At 72.6% G+C, this 24,507-nt stretch carries 22 protein-coding genes; 7 read left to right on the forward strand and 15 right to left on the reverse strand.

Annotated elements, in window-relative coordinates; translation table 11 throughout:
* Positions 1 to 19: 19 nt before the first annotated feature.
* From AC0665_RS26890 to AC0665_RS26900, 3 genes are all read right to left on the reverse strand, one after another.
* On the reverse strand, positions 20 to 1,483 hold the full coding sequence (locus AC0665_RS26890) for a glutamate synthase subunit beta (protein WP_363120127.1): 1,464 nt from the start codon (positions 1,481 to 1,483) through the stop codon (positions 20 to 22).
* The gene (gene gltB, locus AC0665_RS26895) at positions 1,476 to 6,083 is read right to left on the reverse strand and encodes a glutamate synthase large subunit (protein ID WP_478705937.1); all 4,608 of its coding nucleotides are present in this window, start codon (positions 6,081 to 6,083) and stop codon (positions 1,476 to 1,478) included. The genes AC0665_RS26890 and gltB overlap by 8 nt, the downstream gene beginning before the upstream one ends.
* Positions 6,084 to 6,496: 413 nt before the next feature.
* A complete protein-coding gene (locus tag AC0665_RS26900; protein ID WP_478607297.1) occupies positions 6,497 to 7,228 on the reverse strand; it encodes a VIT1/CCC1 transporter family protein in 732 nt (243 codons plus the stop codon).
* A gap of 217 nt (positions 7,229 to 7,445) precedes the next feature.
* Here AC0665_RS26900 and AC0665_RS26905 point away from each other — a divergent pair, with 217 nt between their 5' ends.
* Genes AC0665_RS26905 through AC0665_RS26930 form a run of 6 tightly spaced genes read left to right on the forward strand, consistent with a single transcriptional unit; the run spans position 7,446 to position 14,174 of the window.
* Positions 7,446 to 8,414, forward strand: coding sequence for an ADP-ribosylglycohydrolase family protein (locus AC0665_RS26905; protein WP_478509922.1), 969 nt, complete (start codon positions 7,446 to 7,448; stop codon positions 8,412 to 8,414).
* A complete protein-coding gene (locus AC0665_RS26910; RefSeq protein WP_478705938.1) occupies positions 8,411 to 9,649 on the forward strand; it encodes an ADP-ribosylglycohydrolase family protein in 1,239 nt (412 codons plus the stop codon). The genes AC0665_RS26905 and AC0665_RS26910 overlap by 4 nt, the downstream gene beginning before the upstream one ends.
* A gap of 7 nt (positions 9,650 to 9,656) precedes the next feature.
* Positions 9,657 to 10,826: an ADP-ribosylglycohydrolase family protein gene (locus tag AC0665_RS26915; protein WP_478705939.1), complete on the forward strand. Its 1,170-nt coding sequence runs from the start codon at positions 9,657 to 9,659 to the stop codon at positions 10,824 to 10,826.
* Entirely contained in the window at positions 10,814 to 12,172 is a 1,359-nt protein-coding gene (locus AC0665_RS26920) for an ADP-ribosylglycohydrolase family protein (RefSeq protein ID WP_478705940.1), read from the forward strand. The genes AC0665_RS26915 and AC0665_RS26920 overlap by 13 nt, the downstream gene beginning before the upstream one ends.
* The gene (locus tag AC0665_RS26925; protein ID WP_478607306.1) at positions 12,169 to 13,362 is read left to right on the forward strand and encodes a CaiB/BaiF CoA transferase family protein; all 1,194 of its coding nucleotides are present in this window, start codon (positions 12,169 to 12,171) and stop codon (positions 13,360 to 13,362) included. The genes AC0665_RS26920 and AC0665_RS26925 overlap by 4 nt, the downstream gene beginning before the upstream one ends.
* Entirely contained in the window at positions 13,359 to 14,174 is an 816-nt protein-coding gene (locus AC0665_RS26930; RefSeq protein WP_478607309.1) for an HpcH/HpaI aldolase/citrate lyase family protein, read from the forward strand. The genes AC0665_RS26925 and AC0665_RS26930 overlap by 4 nt, the downstream gene beginning before the upstream one ends.
* Positions 14,175 to 14,235: 61 nt before the next feature.
* Here AC0665_RS26930 and lgt read toward each other — a convergent pair whose 3' ends face one another.
* The 11 genes from lgt to hisI all read right to left on the reverse strand — a co-directional run bounded on the left by lgt (position 14,236) and on the right by hisI (position 22,983).
* Complete coding sequence (gene lgt, locus AC0665_RS26935; RefSeq protein ID WP_478607311.1) at positions 14,236 to 15,198, reverse strand: prolipoprotein diacylglyceryl transferase; 963 nt, start codon at positions 15,196 to 15,198, stop codon at positions 14,236 to 14,238.
* An 84-nt stretch (positions 15,199 to 15,282) separates the two neighbouring features.
* The gene (locus tag AC0665_RS26940; protein WP_468411232.1) at positions 15,283 to 16,059 is read right to left on the reverse strand and encodes a DsbA family protein; all 777 of its coding nucleotides are present in this window, start codon (positions 16,057 to 16,059) and stop codon (positions 15,283 to 15,285) included.
* 98 nt (positions 16,060 to 16,157) lie between these two features.
* Positions 16,158 to 16,976: a tryptophan synthase subunit alpha gene (gene trpA, locus AC0665_RS26945; RefSeq protein WP_366051218.1), complete on the reverse strand. Its 819-nt coding sequence runs from the start codon at positions 16,974 to 16,976 to the stop codon at positions 16,158 to 16,160.
* Complete coding sequence (gene trpB / locus AC0665_RS26950; RefSeq protein ID WP_468411235.1) at positions 16,973 to 18,256, reverse strand: tryptophan synthase subunit beta; 1,284 nt, start codon at positions 18,254 to 18,256, stop codon at positions 16,973 to 16,975. The genes trpA and trpB overlap by 4 nt, the downstream gene beginning before the upstream one ends.
* Positions 18,257 to 18,372: 116 nt before the next feature.
* Complete coding sequence (gene trpM, locus AC0665_RS26955) at positions 18,373 to 18,564, reverse strand: tryptophan biosynthesis modulator TrpM (RefSeq protein WP_468637445.1); 192 nt, start codon at positions 18,562 to 18,564, stop codon at positions 18,373 to 18,375.
* 21 nt (positions 18,565 to 18,585) lie between these two features.
* A complete protein-coding gene (gene trpC, locus AC0665_RS26960) occupies positions 18,586 to 19,395 on the reverse strand; it encodes an indole-3-glycerol phosphate synthase TrpC (protein WP_468411239.1) in 810 nt (269 codons plus the stop codon).
* Between the two features lie 136 nt (positions 19,396 to 19,531).
* The gene (locus tag AC0665_RS26965) at positions 19,532 to 19,966 is read right to left on the reverse strand and encodes a DUF2752 domain-containing protein (RefSeq protein ID WP_468637443.1); all 435 of its coding nucleotides are present in this window, start codon (positions 19,964 to 19,966) and stop codon (positions 19,532 to 19,534) included.
* 94 nt (positions 19,967 to 20,060) lie between these two features.
* Positions 20,061 to 20,312, reverse strand: coding sequence for an HGxxPAAW family protein (locus tag AC0665_RS26970; RefSeq protein ID WP_363120111.1), 252 nt, complete (start codon positions 20,310 to 20,312; stop codon positions 20,061 to 20,063).
* Between the two features lie 109 nt (positions 20,313 to 20,421).
* Positions 20,422 to 21,054 carry a TIGR02234 family membrane protein gene (locus AC0665_RS26975; RefSeq protein ID WP_478705941.1) on the reverse strand — a complete coding sequence of 211 codons (633 nt, stop codon included), beginning with the start codon at positions 21,052 to 21,054 and terminating at the stop codon, positions 20,422 to 20,424.
* 49 nt (positions 21,055 to 21,103) lie between these two features.
* Positions 21,104 to 22,585 carry an anthranilate synthase component I gene (locus tag AC0665_RS26980; protein WP_468411245.1) on the reverse strand — a complete coding sequence of 494 codons (1,482 nt, stop codon included), beginning with the start codon at positions 22,583 to 22,585 and terminating at the stop codon, positions 21,104 to 21,106.
* An 11-nt stretch (positions 22,586 to 22,596) separates the two neighbouring features.
* Positions 22,597 to 22,983 (reverse strand): phosphoribosyl-AMP cyclohydrolase, encoded by a 387-nt coding sequence (gene hisI / locus AC0665_RS26985; protein WP_478607317.1) that lies wholly within the window; start codon positions 22,981 to 22,983, stop codon positions 22,597 to 22,599.
* 84 nt (positions 22,984 to 23,067) lie between these two features.
* Here hisI and AC0665_RS26990 point away from each other — a divergent pair, with 84 nt between their 5' ends.
* Positions 23,068 to 23,703, forward strand: coding sequence for a TIGR03085 family metal-binding protein (locus tag AC0665_RS26990; protein ID WP_478705942.1), 636 nt, complete (start codon positions 23,068 to 23,070; stop codon positions 23,701 to 23,703).
* Positions 23,704 to 23,751: 48 nt separating this feature from the next.
* Here AC0665_RS26990 and hisF read toward each other — a convergent pair whose 3' ends face one another.
* Positions 23,752 to 24,507 carry an imidazole glycerol phosphate synthase subunit HisF gene (gene hisF / locus AC0665_RS26995; RefSeq protein WP_468411251.1) on the reverse strand — a complete coding sequence of 252 codons (756 nt, stop codon included), beginning with the start codon at positions 24,505 to 24,507 and terminating at the stop codon, positions 23,752 to 23,754.

Here is a 24,507-nt window from a genome sequence, read left to right on the forward strand (position 1 = left end):
CGTCTTGGGGGCTGAACCGTCAGACCATCAGCGCGCGGTCCGTCGGCCGGATCGGCGCCGGCAGCTCGCTGGCACCCGTGAGCGCGCGGTCCACGCCACGCGCCGCCGAGCGGCCCTCCGCGATCGCCCAGACGATGAGCGACTGGCCGCGGCCGGCGTCACCGGCGACGAACACGCCCGGCACGTTGGTCTGGAAGTCGGCGTCGCGGGCGATGTTGCCGCGCTCGTCGAGCTCCAGGCCGAACTGCTCGACCAGGCCGTTGTCCCGGTCGGTGCCGGTGAAGCCCATGGCGAGGGTGACCAGCTGGGCGGGGATCTTGCGCTCGGTGCCCGGCTTCTGGGTCAGCTTGCCGTCGATGAACTCCACCTCGGTCAGGTGCAGCCACTGGACGTTGCCGTCCTCGTCGCCCTCGAAGTGGGTCGTCGAGACCGAGTAGACCCGCTCGCCGCCCTCCTCGTGGGCCGAGGTGACCTTGTACAGCATGGGGAAGGTCGGCCAGGGCTGGTTGACCGGGTGCCGCTCGTCGTTCGGGCGGGGCATGATCTCCAGCTGCGTGACGGAGGCCGCGCCCTGGCGGTGGGCGGTGCCCACGCAGTCGGCGCCGGTGTCGCCACCGCCGATGACCACGACGTGCTTGCCCTCGGCCGAGATCGGGGGCGCGACGAAGTCGCCCTCCTGGACCTTGTTGGCCAGGGGCAGGTACTCCATGGCCTGGTAGATGCCCTTGAGTTCGCGGCCGGGCACCGGCAGGTCGCGGGCCGTGGTGGCGCCGACGGCCAGGACGACCGCGTCGTAGCGCTTCTTCAGGTCCGTGGCCTTCAGGTCGCGGCCGATCTCGACGCCCGTGCGGAAGCGGGTGCCCTCCGCGCGCATCTGCTCGATGCGGCGGTTGATGTGCCGCTTCTCCATCTTGAACTCGGGGATGCCGTAGCGGAGAAGGCCTCCGATGCGGTCCGCGCGCTCGTAGACGGCGACGGTGTGCCCGGCGCGGGTCAGCTGCTGGGCGGCGGCGAGACCGGCCGGGCCGGAGCCGACGACCGCGACGGTCTTGCCGGACAGGCGCTCGGGGATCTGCGGGGCGACGTCTCCGGTCTCCCACGCCTTGTCGATGATCGAGACCTCGACGTTCTTGATGGTGACCGGCGGCTGGTTGATGCCGAGCACACACGCCGACTCGCACGGGGCGGGGCACAGACGGCCCGTGAACTCCGGGAAGTTGTTGGTGGCGTGCAGACGCTCCTGCGCGGCCGCCCAGTCCTCGCGGTAGGCGTAATCGTTCCACTCGGGGATGAGGTTCCCCAGCGGACAGCCGTTGTGGCAGAACGGGATGCCGCAGTCCATGCAGCGGCTGGCCTGCTTGCTGATGATGGGAAGCAGCGAGCCGGGGACGTAGACCTCGTTCCAGTCCTTGACGCGTTCTTCGACGGGGCGGGACTTGGCGAGCTCGCGCCCGTGGTTCAGGAAGCCCTTCGGGTCAGCCATTGATCGCCGCCTCCATCATCTTCTCGTGGGTCTCGGTCTCGGAGAGACCGGCTCGCTCGGCGGCGTCCTTGGCGGCGAGCACTGCCTTGTACGTGCTGGGGATGATCTTGCTGAAGCGCTCGACGTTCGTGTCCCACTCGGCCAGCAGCTTCTCGGCGACGGTGGAGCCCGTCTCCTCCTGGTGGCGGCGGACCACGCCGTGCAGCCACTGCTTGTCGGTGTCGTCCAGCGCCTCGACGGCGTCGAGGTTGCCGACGTTGACGTTGTCACGGTCCAGGTCGATCACGTAGGCGATGCCGCCGGACATGCCGGCCGCGAAGTTGCGGCCTGTCTCGCCGAGCACCACCGCGTGACCGCCGGTCATGTACTCGCAGCCGTGGTCGCCCACGCCCTCGGAGACGACCGTCGCGCCGGAGTTGCGGACGCAGAACCGCTCGCCGACCTTGCCGCGCAGGAACATCTCGCCGCCGGTGGCACCGTAGCCGATGGTGTTGCCGGCGATGACGCTGTACTCGGCGAGGTGGTCGGCCGCGCGGTCCGGGCGGACGACGATCCGGCCGCCGGAGAGGCCCTTGCCGACGTAGTCGTTGGCGTCGCCCTCCAGGCGCAGCGTGACACCGCGCGGCACGAACGCGCCGAAGGACTGGCCCGCGGAGCCGGTGAAGGTGATGTCGATGGTGTCGTCGGGCAGGCCCGCGCCACCGAACTTCTTCGTCACCTCGTGGCCGAGCATGGTGCCGACCGTGCGGTTGATGTTGCGGATCTCCACCTGGGCGCGCACCGGCTGGGCGTCGGTGGCACCGGCCGCGGCGAGAGCGTCGGCGGCCAGCTTGATCAGCTGGTTGTCGAGCGCCTTCTCCAGGCCGTGGTCCTGCGCGATGACCTGGTGGCGCACCGCGCCCTCGGGCAGCTCGGGCACGTGGAACAGCGGCGCCAGGTCCAGGCCCTGTGCCTTCCAGTGGTCGACGGCCCGCGTGACGTCGAGGGTCTCGGCGTGGCCGACGGCCTCCTCGATGGAGCGGAAGCCCAGCTCGGCGAGGATCTCGCGGACCTCCTGAGCGATGTACTGGAAGAAGTTCACGACGTACTCGGCCTTGCCGGCGTACCGCTCGCGCAGGACGGGGTTCTGCGTGGCGATGCCGACCGGGCAGGTGTCCAGGTGGCAGACGCGCATCATGACGCAGCCGGAGACGACGAGCGGCGCGGTCGCGAAACCGAACTCCTCGGCGCCGAGCAGCGCGGCGATGACCACGTCGCGGCCGGTCTTCAGCTGGCCGTCGGTCTGCACGACGATGCGGTCGCGCAGGCCGTTGAGCAGCAGGGTCTGCTGGGTCTCGGCCAGGCCGAGCTCCCAGGGACCGCCGGCGTGCTTGAGCGAGGTGAGCGGGGAGGCGCCCGTGCCGCCGTCGTGGCCGGAGATGAGCACCACGTCCGCGTGGGCCTTGGAGACGCCCGCGGCGACCGTGCCGACGCCGACCTCGGAGACCAGCTTCACGTGAATCCGCGCCTGCGGGTTCGCGTTCTTCAGGTCGTGGATCAGCTGGGCCAGGTCCTCGATGGAGTAGATGTCGTGGTGCGGGGGCGGCGAGATGAGGCCGACGCCCGGCGTCGAGTGGCGGGTCTTGGCGACCCACGGGTAGACCTTGTGGCCGGGCAGCTGGCCGCCCTCGCCGGGCTTGGCGCCCTGGGCCATCTTGATCTGGATGTCGTCGGAGTTGACCAGGTACTCGGAGGTCACACCGAAGCGGCCGGAGGCGACCTGCTTGATGGACGACCGGCGGGCCGGGTCGTACAGGCGCTCCGGGTCCTCGCCGCCCTCACCGGTGTTGGACTTGCCGCCCAGCTGGTTCATGGCGATGGCGAGGGTCTCGTGTGCCTCCTGGGAGATGGAGCCGTACGACATGGCGCCGGTGGAGAAGCGCTTGACGATCTCGGAGACCGGCTCGACCTCGTCGATCGAAATCGGCTTGCGGTCGGACTTGAAGCCGAACAGGCCGCGCAGCGTCATCAGCCGCTCGGACTGCTCGTTCACGCGCTCGGTGTACTTCTTGAAGATGTCGTAGCGGCCGGAGCGCGTGGAGTGCTGGAGGCGGAAGACCGTCTCCGGGTCGAACAGGTGCGGCTCGCCCTCGCGGCGCCACTGGTACTCGCCGCCGATCTCCAGCGCGCGGTGCGCCGGAGCGATGCCGGAGGCCGGGTAGGCCTTGGCGTGGCGGGCGGCGACCTCCTTGGCGACGACGTCGATGCCGACACCGCCGATCTTGGTGGCCGTGCCGTTGAAGTACTTGGCGACGAAGGCCTCGTCGAGACCGACCGCTTCGAAGACCTGCGCGCCGCGGTAGGAGGCGACGGTGGAGATGCCCATCTTGGACATGACCTTCAGCACGCCCTTGCCGAGGGCGTAGATGAGGTTGCGGATGGCCTTCTCGGGCTCGATGCCGGGCAGGAACGTCCCTGCGCGGACCAGGTCCTCGACGGACTCCATCGCCAGGTACGGGTTGACGGCGGCGGCGCCGTAGCCGATGAGCAGGGCGACGTGGTGGACCTCGCGGACGTCACCGGCCTCGACCAGCAGGCCCACCTGGGTGCGCTGCTTGGTGCGGATGAGGTGGTGGTGGACGGCCGCGGTGAGCAGCAGCGACGGGATCGGCGCGTGCTCGGCGTCCGAGTGACGGTCCGACAGGACGATCAGACGGGCGCCGTTGTCGATGGCGGCGTCGGCCTCGGCGCAGATCTCGTCGATGCGGGCGGCCAGCGCGTCACCGCCGCCGTGCACCCGGTACAGGCCGGACAGAGTCGCGGCCTTGAAGCCGGGCATGTCGCCGTCGGCGTTGATGTGGATGAGCTTGGCCAGCTCGTCGTTGTCGATCACCGGGAAGGGCAGCAGAACGCTGCGGCAGGAGGCGGCCGACGGCTCCAGCAGGTTGCCCTGCGGGCCCAGCGACGAGCGCAGGGAGGTGACCAGTTCCTCGCGGATGGCGTCCAGCGGCGGGTTGGTGACCTGCGCGAACAGCTGCGTGAAGTAGTCGAAGAGCAGGCGCGGGCGGTCCGACAGGGCGGCGATGGGCGAGTCGGTGCCCATCGAGCCGATCGGCTCGGCGCCGGCCTTGGCCATCGGCGCGAGGATGACGCGCAGCTCTTCCTCGGTGTAGCCGAAGGTCTGCTGGCGGCGGGTGACCGAGGCGTGCGTGTGCACGATGTGCTCGCGCTCGGGCAGGTCGGAGAGCTCGATCTCGCCGGCCTCGACCCACTCCGCGTACGGGTTCTCGGCGGCGAGCTGGGCCTTGATCTCGTCGTCCTCGATGATGCGGTGCTCGGCGGTGTCGACGAGGAACATGCGGCCGGGCTGGAGGCGGCCCTTGCGGACGACCTTGGCGGGGTCGATGTCCAGGACGCCGACCTCGGAGCCGAGGACGACCAGGCCGTCGTCGGTGACCCAGTAGCGGCCGGGGCGCAGGCCGTTGCGGTCGAGGACCGCGCCGACCTGGGTGCCGTCGGTGAAGGTGACACAGGCCGGGCCGTCCCAGGGCTCCATCAGCGTGGAGTGGAACTGGTAGAAGGCGCGGCGGGCCGGGTCCATGGAGTCGTGGTTCTCCCACGCCTCCGGGATCATCATCAGCACGGAGTGCGGCAGGGAGCGGCCGCCCAGGTGCAGGAGCTCCAGGACCTCGTCGAAGGAGGCCGAGTCCGAGGCGTCGGGCGTGCAGACCGGGAAGATCCGGTCGATGGCCTTGTCGTCGGAGCCGAACAGGTCGGAGAACAGCTGCGACTCGCGGGCCACCATCCAGTTGCGGTTGCCCTTGACGGTGTTGATCTCACCGTTGTGCGCGACGAAGCGGTACGGGTGTGCGAGCGGCCAGGACGGGAACGTGTTCGTCGAGAACCGGGAGTGCACAAGCGCGATCGCGGAGGCGAAGCGGCGGTCGGACAGGTCCGGGAAGAAGGGCTCGAGCTGGCCGGTGGTCAGCATGCCCTTGTAGACGATGGTCCGCGCGGACAGCGACGGGAAGTAGACGCCGGCCTCGCGCTCGGCGCGCTTGCGCAGCACGAACGCCTTGCGGTCGAGGGCGATACCCGTGGAAGGCGCTGTGGCGCCGTCGCTGACGAAGATCTGGCGGAAGACCGGCATGGTCGACCGGGCGGTGGCGCCCAGCAGCTGGGGCGCGACCGGCACCTCGCGCCAGCCGAGGACGGTGAGGCCCTCGTCGGCGGCGATCGTCTCGATCTGTGAGACGGCGTCGGCGGTGGAGTGCTCCGGCAGGAAGGCGATGCCGACCGCGTAGGAACCGGCGGCGGGCAGTTCGAATCCGGCCACGTCGCGGAAGAAGGCGTCCGGGACCTGCGACAGGATGCCGGCGCCGTCACCGGAGTCGGGCTCGGAGCCGGTGGCACCGCGGTGTTCGAGATTGCGCAGGACGGTCAGAGCCTGCTCGACCAGGGTGTGGGACGCCTCGCCGGTAAGGGTGGCGACGAAGCCGACGCCGCAGGCGTCGTGCTCGTTGCGGGGGTCGTACATACCCTGCGCAGCAGGGCGAGCATCCATGAAGGACCAGTTCTGGCCATTCGCGGAATGCTGGGACGGCTGGCGCGGCGTACGCATCGGCTCTCCCGTCGTCGTCAGGTGGCTGGGGGCACCTCCCAGGCCCTTGAGGCGCTGGGGGAGCAAGTGCCGAGGGACGACGTTGGCCCTCGCGTGATCGCAAAATTTCGTGCAGGTTACATGATGGAGCGGTTCTCGGGAAGCGGGATAATCCGTTCCAGCATGTGGACACCGCAGGTGCGCGGCGGGGGTGCCGCGCCAGCAGTGGAAGCTGTGGAGGGACCGCACGGAACGATCGGTCGGATCGGTCTCCGCCGGCCCGGGGACGGGACAGGCGTCGTCGCCCACCCCGCCGAGGGGTGCGCGGCGAGCGTCATTGCCCGCAGCGCTTACGGCTCATGCCCGGTGGCCACACCTTCGAAACCAGTGAGTAACGGCTACTTATGCGGTCCCTCGCATAAGTCCGAGCCGCGCTATCCTACGGCCGTTCCGAACAGGGTGCCCAGGGCGTACGTCACACCGGCCGCCGCGCCTCCCAGGAGCAGCTGCCGCAAGCCGCTGTACCACCAGCTGCGCGCCGTCACCTTGGCCACCAGGGCACCGCACAGGAAAAGCCCGAGCAGCGCCAGCAGCACCGCCGGCCACATGCTGCTCGCCCCCAGCAGATACGGCAGGACGGGGATCAGCGCGCCGAGCGCGAAGGAGCCGAAACTCGACACCGCCGCCACGGTGGGCGAGGGCAGATCGCCGGGGTCGACGCCCAGTTCCTCGCGGGCGTGGATCTCCAGGGCCTGCTCGGGGTCCTTCGACAGCTGCCGGGCGACCTCGCGGGCCAGGTGCGACTCGACGCCCCTCGACTCGTAGAGCGCGGCGAGCTCGGCCTCCTCGTCCTTCGGGTGCCGGCGCAGCTGGCGCCGCTCCACCTCCAGCTCGGCCTCGACGAGCTCGCGCTGCGAGGCGACGGAGGTGTACTCCCCGGCGGCCATCGAGAAGGCACCGGCGGCCAGGCCCGCGAGTCCGCTGAGGACGACGGTGTGCTGGCCGACCGCCCCGCCGGCGACACCGGTCATCAGGGCGAGGTTGGAGACGAGGCCGTCCATCGCACCGAACACCGCGGGGCGCAGCCAGCCGCCGTTCACGTCCCGGTGCGTGTGGTTGTCCCGGTGCGCCTCGTGCAGCGTCGCCTCGGTCTCGATGATGGCCATGGAAAGAACCCCACTCCCCACTCTTTTGGACAAGTTCCAGAGTTTTACAGCACCAAAACTACGCTCCGAATTCCGTCCTCGCCAGCAAGGAAAGGCTGCGCTAACCTGCGGTTTTACCCTCAGCCGCTCACTTGATCATGAGTGCGCACAGATGTCGACCGGGTGATGCTGAGGCTCGTGAGGCTCGGCGGGGTCACCGGAGTGGGACACATGCCGTATGGCATCGATCGGGCTGAGCGCACGGGCACGGGGCGCACTGCTGGGCCTGGCCGTCGGGGACGCGCTGGGGGCCCCGGCCGAGAACATGAAACCCTCCGAGATCCGTGCGCGCTGGGGCCGGATCACCGGGTACGTCGCCGACAAGCCCGCGGGCACCGACGACACCGAGTACGCCGTCTTCTCCGGCCTGCTCCTGGCCCGGCACGGCTCCGCGCTCACCCCGGCCCATGTGGAAGCGGCCTGGCACGAGTGGATCGCCGACCGCGACGAGGGCCCCTTCCGGGGTGCCGGTTTCAGTGAACGCGGCACCCTGGAGAACCTCCGCCGGGGCCTGGCCGCCCCGATCTCCGCCCAGCACCGGCACGCCTGGAGCGACGGCCTGGCCATGCGCGCGGCGCCCTTCGGGGTGTTCGCGGCGGGCCGCCCGGCGGAGGCGGCCCGGCTCGTGGCCATCGACGGCTCGGTGAGCCACGACGGCGAGGGCATCCACGGCGGCCAGGCGGTCGCGGCGGGCGTCGCGGCGGCGATGGCCGGCGCCCCGCCGACCGCGGTGGTCGCGGCGGCCCTGGCGGTCGTCCCCGACGACTCCTGGACGGCCCGCAGCCTGCGCCGTGCGGTGACCGTCGCCCACCGCGGCGAACGCGCGGTGCGCTCCGCGGTCGTCATCGGCGGCTACCCCTGGACCGACCTGGCCCCCGAGGCCGTCGCCCTCGCCTTCGGCGCGTACGCGGCGGCCGACGGCGACTTCGAGCAGTCGGTCCTGACCGCGGTGAACATGGGCCGCGACGCCGACACGACGGCGGCGGTGGCGGGAGCGCTGGCGGGTGCGACCCGGGGCGTGGCGGCGATCCCCCGGGCCTGGGCCGCCCCCATCGGCCCGGTCCGCGGCAGCTGCCTCCCGGCGATGGCGGGCTACCACGTCCTGGACGTGGCGGACCTGCTGACCCCGGCGGAGGTTCTCCCATGACGACGTACGAAGCGGAAGTCTCCGACGGCGAGGCCGCCCCACGGGAGACCGTGGCCCTTCGGGTGACCGTCACGGGCGATGCGCGGGCGGGAGACAACAGCACCGAAGGCGAGGCCGAGGCCCCGAGACGGGCCGAAGGACTCCTGCTCGGCCTGGCCGCCGGTGACGCCGCCGGCTGGCCCGCCGCCCGCCACCGAGCCGCCCGTATGCCCGACTGGACCCGCCGCCTCACCCGTGAACTCGACACCTTCGCCGAGCACAACGCGACGACGACCCTGCCCGTCCCCATCGCCCTGAACCAGCCCCCCGAGCCCCTCCGCCTCGGCCCCTCCGACGACGCCGAGTGGGCCGCCTTCGCCGCCGAGGCCCTCCTGCGCGCGGGCGACGACACCGTCCTGAACGACCTCAGCCGCGAGCGCCGCACCCGCGCCGCCCTCGACCTCACCTGGAACGCCCTCGCCGCCGAGGTCGCCGCCGCGGCGGACCGCGCCCCCGAGATCGAGTCCGCCGTCCTCCCCCTGCGCGCCCGCATCTCCGTGCGCGCCGGCCTCGGCAACCTCGCCGCCGGCCTGCGCCCGCCCGCCACCGGCCACGACAACCCGCACTACTTCGACGACGCCGCCTGCGTACGCGCCTGCGTCCTGGCCGTGGCCCACCCCGGCGACCCCTCGAGCGCCGCCGGCCTCGCCGAGTTCGACGCCCGCTACACCCAGGACGGCGACGGCGTGCACGGCGCCCGCGCCATGGCGGCCGCTCTCGCCCTCGCCCTGGCCGGCGCGCACGTCGGCGCCTGCGTCACGGCGGCCCTGGCCGAACTCCCCGAACAGACGGAGATCGGCCGCAACGCCCGGCACGCCCTGAAGCTCGCCGCCGCCGCGGACAGCGCCTTCGCCCTGGTCCCGCCTCTGGAGCACCAGATCGTCGACCACGTCTACAGCTACGGGATCGCCGCCGCCGAGACGGTCCCGGTCGCCCTCGCCCTGGCCACCGCAGCGCGCGGGCGCATCGCCGAGGCGGTCCCGGCGGCGGCCTGCCTGTCCCGCGTGGCGGACTCCGCCCCGGCCCTGGCGGGCGCCCTCACCGGAGCGCTGGGCGGCGGCGCGTCGATCCCCGCCACCTGGCGGGAGACCTGCCGCACCCTCTCCGGCTGCGTCCTCCCCCGCCTCACCGGCACCGACCTCGTGGAACTCGCCGGACTCCTGGAAGCCGTCCAACCGGCCCGCCCGGGTGGATGATGCGGCCATGCAGCCCAAACACCCCCAAAACCTCCCCCTGGACGAGCGGATCACCGGCGCCCTGGTCGGAGCCGCCGTCGGCGACGCGCTCGGCGGCCCCGTCGAGGGCTACTCGCCCGAGCAGATCCTTCAGCGCCACGGCGGCCGCGTCCACGGCATCGTCGGCCCCTGGCACGGCGACGACTGGCGCACGGCCCGCCCCCTCGCGCCGTACCACAAGGGCGACGGCCACGTCACCGACGACACCTTGATGACGCACGCCCTGGTCCGCGTCTACGCCCGGGTCCGCGACCACCTCGACGCCTACGCGATCGCCGACCACCTGGTCCCGGACCTGATGACCGAGCCGCGCTGGATCCCGGAACTGGAGACGGAGGCCCTCCCCCTCCAGCGGATCTTCCTGGCGGAGAAGTGGCTGGTGACGCGGATCCACTACGGCCACGCCGACCCGCGCGAGGCCGGCACCGGCAACATCGTCAACTGCGGCGCGGCGATGTACACGGCCCCGGTCGGCCTGGTCAACGCGGCCCACCCGAGGGCGGCGTACGCCGAGGCCCTCGACATCGCCGGTGCCCACCAGTGGTCGTACGGCCGTGAGGCCGCGGGCGTCCTGGCCGCGGCGGTGGCGGCGGCCTGCACTCCCGGCGCCACCCCGGACTCGGTCGTCGCGGCCTGTCTGTCCCTCGCCAAGGACGGCACCCGGGCCGCGATCGAGCGGGTCTGCGAAGAGGCCTCCCGGCACACGGACTTCGAGTCGGCCCTGCGCCCGCTGCGCGAGGCCGTGGCTCCCTACGACACGGTGGGCCCCGACTACCGCGCCCCTTCGCTCGGCGCCCGCCGCCCGTCCCGCCTCCACTCCATCGAGGAACTCCCCATCGCGCTGGGCCTGCTGCTCGTGGCCCGGGGCGACTACCGGCACGCGGTCCTCGGCGCGGTCAACTACGGGCGTGACTGCGACTCCATCGCCACGATGGCCGGCGCCCTGGCGGGAGCCCTCGGCGCGCCGGTCCCGCAGGACTGGGCCAAGGCGGTCGCGGAGGCGAGCCGCCTGGACCTCTGGGAGCCGGCCACCACCCTCACGGCTGTGGCCCGCGAGGTCTTCGCCCGGGACGTGGCCCGCCGCCGCGCCCACGAGCAGGCCTTCACCTCCCTCGGAGGCCAGGAATGCTCCGGCTGACCTGGGTGCAGCCGGAGGACCTGATCGGCCACGAACTCCGCCAGGCGGCCCAGGACGGGCGCCAGCCGAAGCACATCGCGGCCCGCTGGCGAGCGGCCGGCGGCCCGCAGGCTCCGACCGCCGCGGGCGCGTCGCCCACCCCGGCATCCGGCTGGCTGCGCCGACTGGCGGAAGACCTCCTGGACGAACTGGCCGATCTGCCGAGCGCGCTGGCGGACGACGAACCGACGGACCTGGGCCGGATCAGGGCGGCCTGCCCCGACTGGCCGCGGCCGGTGGGCAGCCCGGTCACGACCCCGCAGCGCCTCGAAGCCGCCTGGCTCGGCCGCGCCTGCGGCTGCCTCCTCGGCAAACCGGTCGAGAAACTCCCCCTCGACGCCATCCGCGAACTCGCCCGCTCCACCGGCAACTGGCCCCTCACCTCCTACTTCACCGCCCGGGGCGTCCCGGCGGAACTCCTGGCACGGCATCCGTGGAACCGCCGCTCGGCCGACACCTCCCTCGCCGAGAACATCGACGGCATGCCCGAGGACGACGACCTCAACTACCCCCTGGTCAACCTCGTCCTCCTGCGCCGCCACGGCCGTGCCTTCACCACCACGGACGTGGCCCGGACCTGGCTCGACGAACTCCCCGCCGGCCGCACGTTCACCGCCGAGCGCATCGCCTACCGCAACCTTCTGAGCGGCCTGGAGCCCCCGCACACCGCCCGCCACCGCAACCCCTTCCGCGAATGGATCGGCGCCCTGATCCGCGCCGACGTCCACGGCTGGACCAACCCGGGCGACCCGGCCGCCGCCGCCGAACAGGCCCACCGGGACGCCACCCTCACGCACACCGCCAACGGCGTCTACGCGGCGATGTTCACGGCGGCCGCCATCGCCACGGCGGCGACCGGCGAGCACGACGTCCACGCCTGCCTGCGCACCGGCCTCACCGTCGTCCCCCCGCGCTCCCGCCTGGCCGAGGCCGTCCGCCAAGCCGTGCGACTGGCGCACCGGCACGCCGACTTCGACACGGTCGTCGACGCCCTCCACGCCGTCCACGCCGGCACCCACTGGGTGCACGCCGTCCCCAACACCGCCCTGATCGCCGCCGCCCTCACCCACGCCGACGGCGACTTCGCCGGGTCCGTGTGCCGTGCCGTCAGCGGCGGCTGGGACACCGACTCCAACGGCGCCACGGCCGGAAGCATCGCCGGGCTGCTGGCCGGGCACCCCGCGGCGCTCCCCGACCGCTGGACGGCGCCCCTGAAGAACCGGCTGGCCACGTCCGTCGGCGGCTTCGACGGCATCGGCTTCGACACCCTCGCCCACCTCACGCACCGGGAGATCCACCGCTCATGACCGCGCCCGCCCCGCTCACCGGCCTCCGCGTCCTCGACCTCGCCACCCTCTTCGCCGGCCCGATGGCGGCCACCCTGCTCGGCGACTTCGGCGCCGAGGTCGTCAAGATCGAGCACCCGAAGAAGCCGGACCCCTCCCGCGGCCACGGCCCGTCGAAGGACGGCGTGGGCCTGTGGTGGAAGATGCTCGGCCGCAACAAGCGCACCATGACCCTGGACCTGTCGAAGCCCGGCGGCCGCGCCACCCTCCTGCGTCTGGCCGCGACCGCCGACGTGGTCATCGAGAACTTCCGCCCCGGCACGCTGGAGAAGTGGGACCTCGGCTGGCCGGAGCTGTCCGCCGTCAACCCCCGCCTGGTCCTGGCCCGTGTCACCGGCTTCGGCCAGTTCGGCCCCTACGCGCACCGCCCCGGCTTCGGCACCCTCGCCGAGGCGATGAGCGGCTTCGCCGCGATCACCGGCGAACCGGACGCGCCGCCGACGCTCCCGCCGTTCGGGCTCGCCGACTCCATCGCCGGTCTGACGACGGCGTACGCGGTGATGACGGCCCTCGCCGCCCGCGAACGCACCGGCGAGGGCCAGGTCGTCGACCTGGCCCTGATCGAACCGATCCTGGCCGCCCTCGGCCCCCAGCCCCTCTGGTACGACCAGCTCGGCCACGTCCAGCCCCGCACCGGCAACCGCTCCCCCAACAACGCCCCACGCGGCGTCTACCGCACCGCGGACGGCACCTGGGTCGCCGTCTCCACCTCGGCCCAGTCGGTCGCGGAACGCGTGATGCGCCTGGTGGGCCGCCCGGAACTGATCGACGAGCCCTGGTTCGCCTCGGGCGCCGACCGCGCCCTGCACGCCGACGTCCTGGACGAGGCGGTGGGCGGCTGGATCGCCGCCCGCACCCGCACCGACGTCCTGGCCGCCTTCGAGAAGGCGGAGGCGGCCGTCGCCCCGGTCCAGGACGTCCGGGACGTGATGGCGGACCCGCAGTACCAGGCCCTGGACACCATCACCACCGTCGACGACCCGGAACTCGGCCCGCTGCGCATGCAGAACGTCCTCTTCCGGCTCTCCGCCACGCCCGGCGCGATCCGCTGGGCCGGCCGCCCGCACGGCGCCGACACCGAGGAGGTCCTCACCGAGCTCGGCCTGACCCCGGCCGACGTCACGGCACTGCGCGCGGAGGGCGCCCTGTGACGGCGTACCCGCTCACCTGGCTCTACGCCCCGGGCGACCGGCCCGGCGTGGTGGCGAAGGCGCTCACCTGCGGTGCCGACGTCGTCGTCGTGGACCTGGAGGACGCGGTCGCCGCCGACCGCAAGGCCTACGCCCGCGCGGCCACCGCCGACCTCCTCGCCGACCCGCCGCCCGTCCCGGTCCACGTCCGCGTCAACGCCCTGGACAGCCCCTGGGGCGAGCAGGACATCGCGGCCCTGGCCCCGGCCGCCGGGCTCCGCGGCCTCCGCCTCCCCAAGATCACCTCACCGGCCGAGATCACCCGAGTCGCCCACCGGGCCGCCCGGGCCGACCTGTACGCCCTGCTGGAGACGGCCCTCGCCGTGGAGCAGGCGTACGCCGTCGCCCGCGCCCACCCTCGGCTGCGCGGCATCGCGCTCGGCGAGGCGGACCTGCGGGCCGACCTCGGCGTACACGACGACACCGGCCTGGACTGGTCACGCTCCCGGGTGGTCGTGGCGGCCCGGGCGGCCGGGCTTCCCCCGCCGTCCCAGTCCGTGCACCCGGACACCCGCGATCTGGACGGGCTGGCGGCCTCCTGCGCCCGCGGCCGCGCCCTGGGCTTCCTCGGCCGTGCCGCGATCCACCCCCGTCAGCTCCCGGTGATCGAACGCGCCTACCTGCCCACCGAGGCGGAGGTCGAGCAGGCGGAGACGGTCCTGAAAGCGGCCGCCGCGCAAGCGGGCGCCCAGGCCCTCCCGGACGGCCGTTTCATCGACGCGGCGGTGGTGACGGCGGCGCAGCGCACCTTGTCCCTGGCGCACCGCCGCTGACACGCCGAGAGCGCCCGGGAAGCTCCGCGGGCGCTCTCGAACCGTCACACAGGTCAGGCCGTCAGGTCTTCTTTCCCGACCCGGCCTCGTTCTTGGCCGCGTCCGCCTCGCTCTCGGCCGAGTCCGCCCCGGCCTCGTCCGCGACCGCGTCGTCGTCACCGGCCCCGTCGGCCTTCTCACCGCTGTCGGTCCCGTTGGCGGGGACCTCCGCGCCCGGCTCCACGACGTCCTCCCGCCCGGGCCGCTTCTTCGACGACACCACCAGGTACGTCACGGCGAGCAGGAAGACGAAGATCGCGGTCCACACGTTCAGCCGGACGCCCAGGATGTGGTGGGCGTCGTCGACCCGCATGTACTCGATCCACGCCCGGCCCGTGCAGTACGCGGCGACGTACAGCGCGAACGCCCGGCCGTGTCCGAGCCGGAAGCGGCGGTCCGCCCAGATGACCAGCAGCGCGACGCCGACGCACCACAGCGACTCGTACAGGAACGTCGGGTGGTAGGTGCCCGGCACCCGTCCGTCGGAGGAGGAGGTGATCTCCAGGGCCCACGGCAGATCGGTGGGCTTGCCGTACAGCTCCTGGTTGAACCAGTTGCCCCAGCGGCCGATCGCCTGGGCGAAGGCGATGCCCGGCGCGACGGCGTCGGCGTAGGCGGGCATCGGGATGCCCCGGCGGCGGCAGCCGATCCACGCGCCCAGCGCGCCCAGCGCGATCGCGCCCCAGATGCCGAGGCCGCCCTCCCAGATCTTGAAGGCGTCCACCCAGTCACGGCCCTCGCTGAAGTACAGCTCGTAGTCCGTGATCACGTGGTAGAGGCGGCCGCCGACCAGGCCGAAGGGCACGGCCCAGACGGCGATGTCGGCCACCGTGCCGGCTCGCCCGCCCCGGGCGATCCAGCGCTTGTTGCCGAGCCAGACGGCAACGAAGACGCCGATGATGATGCAGAACGCGTAACCGCGCAGCGGAATGGGGCCGAGGTACAGCACCCCGCGCGACGGGCTGGGAATGAAGGCAAGTTCCATGGCAAGGTCGACGCTACCGTGCCGTGCGGGGGCCGCGGTGGGCAGCCCGGCTACGGGTCCATAACGGGGGCGTGAGAATGCCCCTTACCCCTTGTTCGCCTCCTGCACCATCTGCTTCAGCTTGGCCGGGGTCATCGTCCGGTCCTGGTAGATGTTCTTGCCGTCGAACAGCACGGTGGGCGTGCCCGAGAAGTCGCCCTTGTCGAAGGCCTGGTGGGACTTGGCGACCCAGCCGTTGTGCGTGCCCTTCTCGACGCAGGTGCGGAAGGCGGGGGTGTCCAGGCCGTCGACCTTGCCGGCCAGCTCGATCAGCTTGGCGTTGTCCGCGTAGGCGTCGTCGACCTCCGAGGGCTGGTTGTCGAAGAGCACGTCGTGGTACGCGGGGAACTTCCCGGCGTCCTGCGCGCAGGCCGCGGCGTTGGCCGCGTTGCGGGAGCCGGTGCCGCGCATGTTGCCGTCGATGAGGGTGACCAGGTGGTACTCGACCTTGAGCTCGCCGGCGTTCGTCAGCTCGTGGATCACCGGCCGGTACGCCGTCTCGAAGGACCTGCACGCGGGGCAGCGGAAGTCCTCCCACACCGTGAGCGTGGACTTGGCGCTGTCCTTGCCGACCGGGACGGCGAGGCTGTCCTTGCCCTGGGCTCCCGAGGGCGCCACGACCGGGCCCGAGGCCTCGCTGTCGTCGTCCTTGCCGGCGTTGGCCGCGACGACGCCGATCACCGCCGCGAGTCCCAGGACGGCGACGACGGCCCCGCCCACGATCAGCGCGCGCCGGCGCCTGTCCGCGGACTTCTGCTTCTCGCGCTCGACCGCCAGCTTCTCCCGGGCGGTGCGCTTTCCCTCACGGTTCTTCTCGCTCACACCCCGGAAACGAACCGGGGAGGCGCAGCGCGCCTCCCCGGCCCCAGGTCCACCCGTACGAGGGATCTGTATGACTTCCCGGCTTCTTACGCCTGTTCTTACGCCTGTCGGCGCACGCCCTTGGCGAGGTCACCGGCGAGCGCGCGCACGGCCTCGACACCGGCCGCCTCGTCCGGGGCGTCCAGCATCGCCTTGACGAAGGCCGAGCCGACGATCACGCCGTCGGCGAAGCCCGCGACCTCGGCGGCCTGGGCGGGGTTGGAGACGCCGAGCCCGACGCACACGGGCAGGCCGGTCCCGGTGGCCCGGGTGCGTTCCACCAGGTCCTGGGCCTGGTTGCTGACGCTGGCGCGGGTGCCGGTGACGCCCATGAGGGAGGCGGCGTAGACGAAGCCGCTGCCCGCCTCGGTGATCCGCGCGAGCCGCTCGTCCTTGCTGCTGGGCGCGACGACGAAGACGGTGGCGAGACCGTGCTTGTCCGCGTGCTCCCTCCACAGCGCCGACTCCTGGACGGGCAGGTCGGGCAGGATGCACCCGGCGCCGCCCGCCTCGGCGAGCTCGGCGGTGAACCGCTCGACGCCGTAGCGGTCGATGGGGTTCCAGTACGTCATGACGAGGATGGGCTTGCCGGTGGCCGCGTGGGCCTCGCGGACGGTGCGCATCACGTCGGCGATCTTCACGCCGCCGCGCAGGGCGATGTCGTCGGCGGTCTGGATGACGGGGCCGTCGAGGACGGGGTCGCTGTGCGGCAGCCCCACCTCGACGATGTCGGCGCCGCCGTCGACGACGGCCTTGATCGCGTCGATGCCGCCGTCCACGGTCGGGAACCCGGCCGGGAGGTAGGCGATGAGCGCGGCGCGCCCTTCGGACCTGGCCGCGGCGAGGGTGTCGCTCAACAGCTGGATGTTCCCGCTCACTTGGCGTCCCCCTCGATCTCGGCGGTGCCGGAGGCGTCCTCGGCGACCTCGGCGTCGGTGTCGTACAGGCCGAAGTAGCGGGCGGCGGTGTCCATGTCCTTGTCGCCGCGGCCGGACAGGTTGACCACGATCAGCCCGTCCTTGCCCAGCTCCTTGCCGACCTCCAGGGCGCCGGCGAGCGCGTGGGCGCTCTCGATGGCCGGGATGATGCCCTCGGTGCGCGACAGCAGGCGCAGGGCCCGCATCGCCGCGTCGTCGGTGACCGCGCGGTACTCACCGCGGCCGGAGTCCTTGAGGTAGGAGTGCTCCGGGCCGATGCCCGGGTAGTCCAGACCGGCCGAGATCGAGTACGGCTCGGTGATCTGGCCCTCCTCGTCCTGGAGGACGTAGGAGCGGGAGCCGTGCAGGATGCCCGGTTCGCCGGCGGTGAGGGTCGCCGCGTGCTCGCCGGTCTCGACGCCGTGCCCGGCCGGTTCGCAGCCGATGAGGCGTACGCCGGTGTCCGGGATGAAGGCGTGGAAGAGGCCGATGGCGTTGGAGCCGCCCCCGACGCAGGCGATCGCGGCGTCGGGCAGGCGCCCGGCGCGCTCCAGCAGCTGGCGGCGGGCCTCGACGCCGATGACCCGGTGGAAGTCGCGGACCATCGCCGGGAAGGGGTGCGGTCCGGCGACGGTCCCGAAGAGGTAGTGGGTGTGGTCGACGTTGGCGACCCAGTCGCGGAAGGCCTCGTTGATGGCGTCCTTCAGCGTGCGGCTGCCGGACTTCACGGCGATGACCTCGGCGCCGAGCATGCGCATGCGGGCCACGTTGAGGGCTTGGCGCTGGGTGTCGATCTCGCCCATGTAGATGGTGCAGTCGAGACCGAAGAGGGCGCAGGCGGTGGCCGTGGCCACGCCGTGCTGGCCGGCGCCGGTCTCGGCGATGACCCGGGTCTTGCCCATGCGCCGGGTGAGCAGGGCCTGGCCCAGCACGTTGTTGATCTTGTGGGAACCGGTGTGGTTCAGGTCCTCGCGCTTGAGGAAGACGCGGGCGCCTCCGGCGTGCTCGGCGAAGCGGGGTACTTCCGTGAGCGCGGAGGGGCGGCCGGTGTAGTGGACCAGGAGGTCGTCGAGTTCCTTGGCGAACTCCGGGTCGTGCTTGGCCTTGTCGTACTCGACGGCCACCTCGTCGACGGCCGCGACGAGGGCCTCGGGGATGAACTTGCCGCCGAAGGCCCCGAAGTAGCCCTCGGGGCTGGGTGTGTGACCCTCGGGGTCGGGAATGAAGAACTGACTGGGCATGCGAATACCTTCACGGTGAGTTGTGTGTGGGATGCACTAGTCGCCGTGGGGACAAGGGTGTCAGTCGGCTGCGGGACCGCGGTGGCCGTTCGCGCCCACGCGGCGGTAGCCGCACATCAAACAGAGCCTCGCGCCCCAGAAGCAGGGCGTCGCTGCCATCGCATGCCGTTGACCTGGCCCGGCTCGTCACCGATGACGTACCGGACGCGGCGGCCGTGGACGCGGCGCGCGGGCGCACGGCAGCCGCGGGGGCGGCAGCCGCGCGCGAGGCGGGCGTACCGGTCCACGGTCGTCATGGTGAGAGTCATCGGGACAAGACTAGCGGGTGATCAGCTCCGGCCGTGGCGAAGTGCGGGATGTTCTCCCGCCGCCACCAGGTCGGCCACGGCCGTCCTGGGGTTCTTGCCGGTGACGAGGGACTCGCCGACCAGGACCGCGTCGGCGCCGGCGTTGGCGTAGGCGATGAGGTCGTGCGGGCCGCGGACACCGGACTCGGCGATCTTGACGATGTGGTCCGGGATCTCGGGCGCCACCCGCTCGAAGGTGTTGCGGTCGACCTCGAGGGTCTTGAGGTTGCGGGCGTTGACGCCGATCACGCGGGCCCCGGCGTCGACCGCGCGCTCCACCTCGTCCTCGTCGTGCACCTCCACGAGCGGCGTGAGCCCGATGGACTCGGCGCGCTCGATGAGCGACTCCAGCGCGGGCTGGTCCAGGGCGGCGACGATCAGCAGGGCGACGTCGGCGCCGTAGGCGCGGGCCTCCCACAGCTGGTACGACGTGACGATGAAGTCCTTGCGCAGCACCGGGATGTCCACCCGGGCGCGGACCGCCTCGAGGTCGGCGAGCGAGCCGCCGAAGCGGCGCTGTTCGGTGAGGACGGAGATGACGGCCGCGCCGCCCGCCTCGTAGTCGGCGGCGAGACCGGCCGGGTCGGCGATCGCGGCCAGGGCGCCCTTGGACGGGCTGGAACGCTTGACCTCGCAGATGACCTTGACGCCGTCGCCGCGCAGGGCGGCCGCGCCGTCCTTGGCGGCGGGAGCCTTCGCCGCGCGCTCCTTGAGCTCGTCGAGGCTCACACGCGCCTGCCGCTCCGCGAGGTCGGCACGGACTCCGTCGATGATCTCGTCGAGCACACTCACGCGAGCGGCCCCCTTCCAGAATCTTGACGTCGTGGCGACCGATCGAACCCGATGGTCACTGCGATGGTATCCGCAGCGGGGCGTAGGCCTCGCATCCGGTTGACGCCGGTCCCACCGACTGGACATCCGCTGACGATCAAGGATGAAGCCAGCCGCCGAACGGCAGGTTGCGGACCACGGTGAAGACCAGCAGCAACGCCCCGAGGCTCCACACCAGTCCCGGGCGGGGGTCGAACCGCAGGGGGCGCCCGCGGACGGCGTGCACCACCCATACGGTCCACAGCGCGGCGAAGCCCAGGTAGCCGAGGGTCGCGAGGGCGTTGGCGTGCAGCGCCGCCAGGACGTCCCCGTGCACGAAGGCGTGCGCGCTGCGCAAGCCGCCGCAGCCGGGGCAGTAGAGGCCGGTGTAACGCAGCAGCGGGCAGACGGGGTAGTGGCCGGGTTCGTTGGGGTCCACGGCGCCCACGTAGGCGAAGGCGGCGGCGACGGCCGCGAGGACCCCGGCGGGGACGGCCAGGCGGCTCGGGACGCTCGGCGTCACCCTTCGGCTGTCGGCGTTCACGGTACGCATTGTGCCCCGCGTGCGCGTGAGGGGCGGTCCCGGCACTCCTGTGCCGGCCGCCCCTCGGGTGAGGACTGCTCCGCGGGTCGGGCCGCGGGGGTGGTCAGCTCCCGGCGCCGGCCGGCTCGCGGTCGCCCGTGGTGCGGTGCGGCTGCTGGGCCTCCTTGGGCTGGCCCAGGCCCATCATGCGCATGATGCCGCCGACGACACCGCCGAGCAGCACGACCACCATGCCCGCCCAGAAGCCCACCGGCTGGTCCATCACCATGAACGCGCCCGCGACGCAGAAACCGATGAAGGCGATGATGACACCGGTCCAGGCGGCCGGGGTGTGACCGTGGCTGCTGCCCGCCATTGCTTGCTCCTCGTTGCTGTGTGCGTGTCTGAGCAGGACGCTCGGGGCCATTGTCCCGCACGCGCGCCCGCGTGGTGAGCGGGGGTGCCTCTCGGTCCCCCGTGTGGGCTCAGGCGCCGGTCGGGTCCTCGCCGCGGTCGAGGGCCTTCCACAGGTCCTCGGGGCGGTCGGGGTCGACGGCGGGGGCCTTGCGGCGCGGCTGGGGCGTGCCGCCGCGCTCGTAGCGGCCGGACATGGCGGGCCACAGCCGGCCGTAGCGCAGGGCGAGCAGTCCGGCCAGGAGGATCAGCACGCCGCCGACGACCGCGACGTACGGCCAGGCGGTGTGGCCGAGGGCGCCGACGGAGGCCGAGGCGTCCCCGGAGGCCTGGGCCGCCTGCTCGTCGAGCGCGGAACTGTCGGAGGCGCCGATCAGGGCCGCGGCGACGATGCCGGCGCCGGAGAGCGCCAGCAGCACGGCGACGACGAAGCGGCCGGCGCGGCGGACGGCGAAGACGGCGACGAGCGCGGCGAGGCCCACTATGGCCAGCGCCGCGGGAACGCCCGTGACGTCGCTGCCCTTGGCGGTCAGGGGGAAGGCGCCGCCGGCCACCGTCGCGGTGCCCTGCGACCACTCCTGCCGGGTGGCGAGCAGCGCCACGGCCGCGCCGAGGGCGCCGCTCAGCAGCGCCACGGCGAGGCTCAGGCGGCCGGCCCGGGCGGATCCGGGGGCTTGGGAACGGGGGTGCGGTACAGCAGTCACGTAGCTACTATCGCCTGAAGCCCGGGCGAACCGGCACCCGGGGTGCGTCTCAGGCCTTTCCGAGCCGGTTGGCCGTGTGGACGGCCCGCAGGACCGCCGCCGCCTTGTTGCGGCACTCGGTGTCCTCGGCGACCGGGTCGGAGTCGGCGACGACACCCGCCCCGGCCTGCACGTACGCGGTGCCGTCGCGCAGGAGGGCCGTGCGGATGGCGATGGCGGTGTCGGAGTTCCCGGCGAAGTCGAGGTAGCCGACGCAGCCGCCGTACAGGCCGCGCCGGGACGGTTCGAGTTCGTCGATGATCTGCATGGCGCGGGGCTTGGGGGCGCCGGAGAGGGTGCCGGCGGGGAAGCAGGCGGTGAGGACGTCGAAGGCGGTGCGCCCGGAGGCCACCCGGCCGGTGACCGTGGAGACGATGTGCATCACGTGCGAGTACCGCTCGATGGACATGAAGTCGACGACCTCGACCGAGCCCGGCTCGCAGACCCGTCCCAGGTCGTTGCGGCCGAGGTCGACGAGCATGAGGTGCTCGGCCCGCTCCTTGGGGTCGGCGAGGAGTTCGTCGGCCAGGGCCTGGTCCTCCTGCGGGGTGGCGCCGCGCCAGCGGGTGCCGGCGATGGGGTGGACCAGGGCCCGGCCGTCCTCGACCTTGACCAGCGCCTCGGGCGAGGAGCCGACGACGTCGAACCCGTCGAAGCGGAACAGGTACATGTACGGCGAGGGGTTGGTGGCCCGCAGGACCCGGTAGACGTCCAGCGCGCTGGCGGTGCACGGCGTCTCGAAGCGCTGGGAGGGGACCACCTGGAAGGCCTCGCCGGCCCGGATGCGCTCCTTGATGTCCTCGACGGCCACCTGGAAGTCGGGGCCGCCCCACAGGGCGGTGTACTCGGGCAGCTCGGAGGGCGGGAGGACGGCCGGGGGCTGGGCGACCGGGCGGGTCAGGTCGGCCTGCATGGCGTCCAGCCGGGCCACGGCGTCGGCGTGGGCCTCGTCGACGCCGGTCTCCAGGTCGTTGTGGTTGATCGCGTTGGCGATCAGCAGGACCGAGCCCTCCCAGTGGTCCATGACGGCCAGGTCGCTGGTGAGGAGCATGGTCAGCTCGGGCAGCTTCAGGTCGTCGCGCTCGCCGGGGCCGATCTTCTCCAGGCGGCGGACGATGTCGTAGCCGAGGTAGCCGACCATGCCGCCGGTGAAGGGCGGCATGCCCTCCTGGTGCGGGGTGTGCAGGGCCTCGATGGTGGCGCGCAGGGCGGCGAGGGGGTCGCCGTCGGTGGGGACGCCGACGGGCGGGGCGCCGAGCCAGTGGGCCTGCCCGTCGCGCGCGGTCAGCGTGGCCGCCGACCGCACCCCCACGAAGGAGTACCGGGACCAGGAGCGGCCGTTCTCCGCGGACTCCAGCAGGAAGGTGCCGGGGCGCTCGGCGGCGAGCTTGCGGTAGAGCGCGACCGGGGTGTCGCCGTCGGCGAGGAGCTTGCGGGTGACGGGGATGACCCGCCGGTCGGTGGCGAGCTTGCGGAAGGTCTCGAGGTCCATGGCCGCTGACCTTACTGATCCGGGGCGGAGGCGTCGGGACCGCCGTCCTTCAGGAGCACGTCCTCGTCGAAACAGGTGCGCGCGCCGGTGTGGCAGGCGGCGCCGACCTGGTCGACCTTGACGAGCACGGTGTCCGCGTCGCAGTCGAGGGCGACGGACTTCACCCACTGGACGTGGCCGGAGGTGTCGCCCTTGACCCAGTACTCCCGGCGGCTGCGCGACCAGTAGGTGCAGCGGCCGGTGGTCAGGGTGCGGTGCAGCGCCTCGTCGTCCATCCAGCCCAGCATCAGCACCTCTCCGGTGTCGTACTGCTGGGCGATGGCGGGCAGGAGGCCGTCGGCGCTGCGCTTGAGGCGCGCGGCGATCTCCGGGTCGAGACGACTGGGGGTGCTGGTCATGCCGTCCATTGTGCCGCGCGCCACTGACGTGCCAGGTGGAGTGTCCACTGGGCGGACCCGGTGGGCGGTCGTAGGCTGGCCTCCATGTCGACCCATGCCAAGCGTGAACGACTCCTTCTCGCCGACCTGTTGGAGACGGCGGGCCCGGACGCGCCGACCCTGTGCGAGGGCTGGACCACCCGGGACCTCGCCGCGCACGTCGTGGTGCGCGAGCGCCGCCCGGACGCCGCCGGCGGAATACTGATCAAGCAACTCGCGCCGCGCCTGGACAAGGTGATGGCGGAGTACGCCGACAAGCCGTACGAGGAGCTGATCCAGCTGATCCGTACGGGCCCGCCGCGTTTTTCGCCCTTCTCCCTCAAGCCGGTCGACGAGGCGTCGAACATCATCGAGTTCTACGTCCACACCGAGGACGTGCGCCGCGCCCAGCCCGACTGGTCGCCGCGCGACCTCGACCCCGTCTTCCAGGACGCCCTGTGGTCGCGCCTGGAGCGCACCGCCCGTCTGATGGGCCGCGGCGTCCCGACGGGCCTGGTCCTGCGCCGCCCCGACGGCCAGACGGCGGTCGCCCGCCGCGGCACCCCGGTGGTCACGGTGACCGGTGAGCCGTGCGAACTGGTCCTGTTCTGCTACGGCCGTCAGAGCGCGGCCAAGGTCGACCTGGACGGCGACGAGAACGCGATCGCGAAGCTGCACGAGTCGAAGCAGCTGGGGATCTGAGAAAGCCCCGGCCGCACGCGCGGCCGGGGCTCTCAGCGGAAGGGGGCGTCACCGCACCGGGTGTCCCGCCTCCCGCAGCGTCTCCTTGACCTGGCCGATGCGCAGGTCCCCGAAGTGGAACACCGAGGCCGCCAGGACCGCGTCCGCGCCCGCCTCGACGGCCGGGGGGAAGTCGGTCAGCCTGCCGGCGCCGCCCGAGGCGATGACCGGGACCGTGACGTGCCCTCGTACGGCCCGGATCATCTCCAGGTCGTAGCCGTCCTTGGTGCCGTCGGCGTCCATGGAGTTGAGCAGGATCTCGCCGGCGCCCAGTTCGGCGGCCCGGTGGGCCCACTCGACGGCGTCGATGCCGGTGCCCGTGCGGCCGCCGTGGGTGGTCACCTCGAAGGAGCCCGACTCGGTGCGGCGGGCGTCCACCGACAGGACCAGGACCTGGCGGCCGAAGCGCTCGGCGATCTCGCGGATCAGCTCCGGGCGGGCGATGGCGGCCGTGTTGACCCCGACCTTGTCCGCGCCGGCCCGCAGCAGCTTGTCCACGTCCTCGGCCGTGCGGACGCCGCCGCCGACCGTGAGGGGGATGAACACCTGCTCGGCCGTGCGGCGCACCACGTCGTACGTGGTCTCGCGGTTGCCCGACGAGGCGGTGATGTCCAGGAACGTCAGTTCGTCGGCGCCTTCGGCGTCGTAGACCTTGGCCATCTCGACGGGGTCGCCCGCGTCGCGCAGGTTCTGGAAGTTGACGCCCTTGACGACCCGGCCGTTGTCCACGTCCAGGCAGGGGATGACTCGGACCGCCAGGGTCAT

The sequence above is a fragment of the Streptomyces sp. NPDC043685 genome, assembly GCF_056436585.1.

What these genes read in the sequence shown, in the direction of transcription:
- AC0665_RS26890 (WP_363120127.1), bottom strand. Translation starts at nt 1,483, where the DNA reads ATGGCTGACCCGAAGGGCTTCCTGAACCACGGGCGCGAGCTCGCCAAG.
- gltB (WP_478705937.1), bottom strand. Translation starts at nt 6,083, where the DNA reads ATGCGTACGCCGCGCCAGCCGTCCCAGCATTCCGCGAATGGCCAGAAC.
- AC0665_RS26900 (WP_478607297.1), bottom strand. Translation starts at nt 7,228, where the DNA reads ATGGCCATCATCGAGACCGAGGCGACGCTGCACGAGGCGCACCGGGAC.
- AC0665_RS26905 (WP_478509922.1), top strand. Translation starts at nt 7,446, where the DNA reads ATGGCATCGATCGGGCTGAGCGCACGGGCACGGGGCGCACTGCTGGGC.
- AC0665_RS26910 (WP_478705938.1), top strand. Translation starts at nt 8,411, where the DNA reads ATGACGACGTACGAAGCGGAAGTCTCCGACGGCGAGGCCGCCCCACGG.
- AC0665_RS26915 (WP_478705939.1), top strand. Translation starts at nt 9,657, where the DNA reads ATGCAGCCCAAACACCCCCAAAACCTCCCCCTGGACGAGCGGATCACC.
- AC0665_RS26920 (WP_478705940.1), top strand. Translation starts at nt 10,814, where the DNA reads ATGCTCCGGCTGACCTGGGTGCAGCCGGAGGACCTGATCGGCCACGAA.
- AC0665_RS26925 (WP_478607306.1), top strand. Translation starts at nt 12,169, where the DNA reads ATGACCGCGCCCGCCCCGCTCACCGGCCTCCGCGTCCTCGACCTCGCC.
- lgt (WP_478607311.1), bottom strand. Translation starts at nt 15,198, where the DNA reads ATGGAACTTGCCTTCATTCCCAGCCCGTCGCGCGGGGTGCTGTACCTC.
- trpB (WP_468411235.1), bottom strand. Translation starts at nt 18,256, where the DNA reads ATGCCCAGTCAGTTCTTCATTCCCGACCCCGAGGGTCACACACCCAGC.
- trpM (WP_468637445.1), bottom strand. Translation starts at nt 18,564, where the DNA reads ATGACTCTCACCATGACGACCGTGGACCGGTACGCCCGCCTCGCGCGC.
- AC0665_RS26965 (WP_468637443.1), bottom strand. Translation starts at nt 19,966, where the DNA reads ATGCGTACCGTGAACGCCGACAGCCGAAGGGTGACGCCGAGCGTCCCG.
- AC0665_RS26970 (WP_363120111.1), bottom strand. Translation starts at nt 20,312, where the DNA reads ATGGCGGGCAGCAGCCACGGTCACACCCCGGCCGCCTGGACCGGTGTC.
- AC0665_RS26980 (WP_468411245.1), bottom strand. Translation starts at nt 22,585, where the DNA reads ATGGACCTCGAGACCTTCCGCAAGCTCGCCACCGACCGGCGGGTCATC.
- hisI (WP_478607317.1), bottom strand. Translation starts at nt 22,983, where the DNA reads ATGACCAGCACCCCCAGTCGTCTCGACCCGGAGATCGCCGCGCGCCTC.
- AC0665_RS26990 (WP_478705942.1), top strand. Translation starts at nt 23,068, where the DNA reads ATGTCGACCCATGCCAAGCGTGAACGACTCCTTCTCGCCGACCTGTTG.
- hisF (WP_468411251.1), bottom strand. Translation starts at nt 24,507, where the DNA reads ATGACCCTGGCGGTCCGAGTCATCCCCTGCCTGGACGTGGACAACGGC.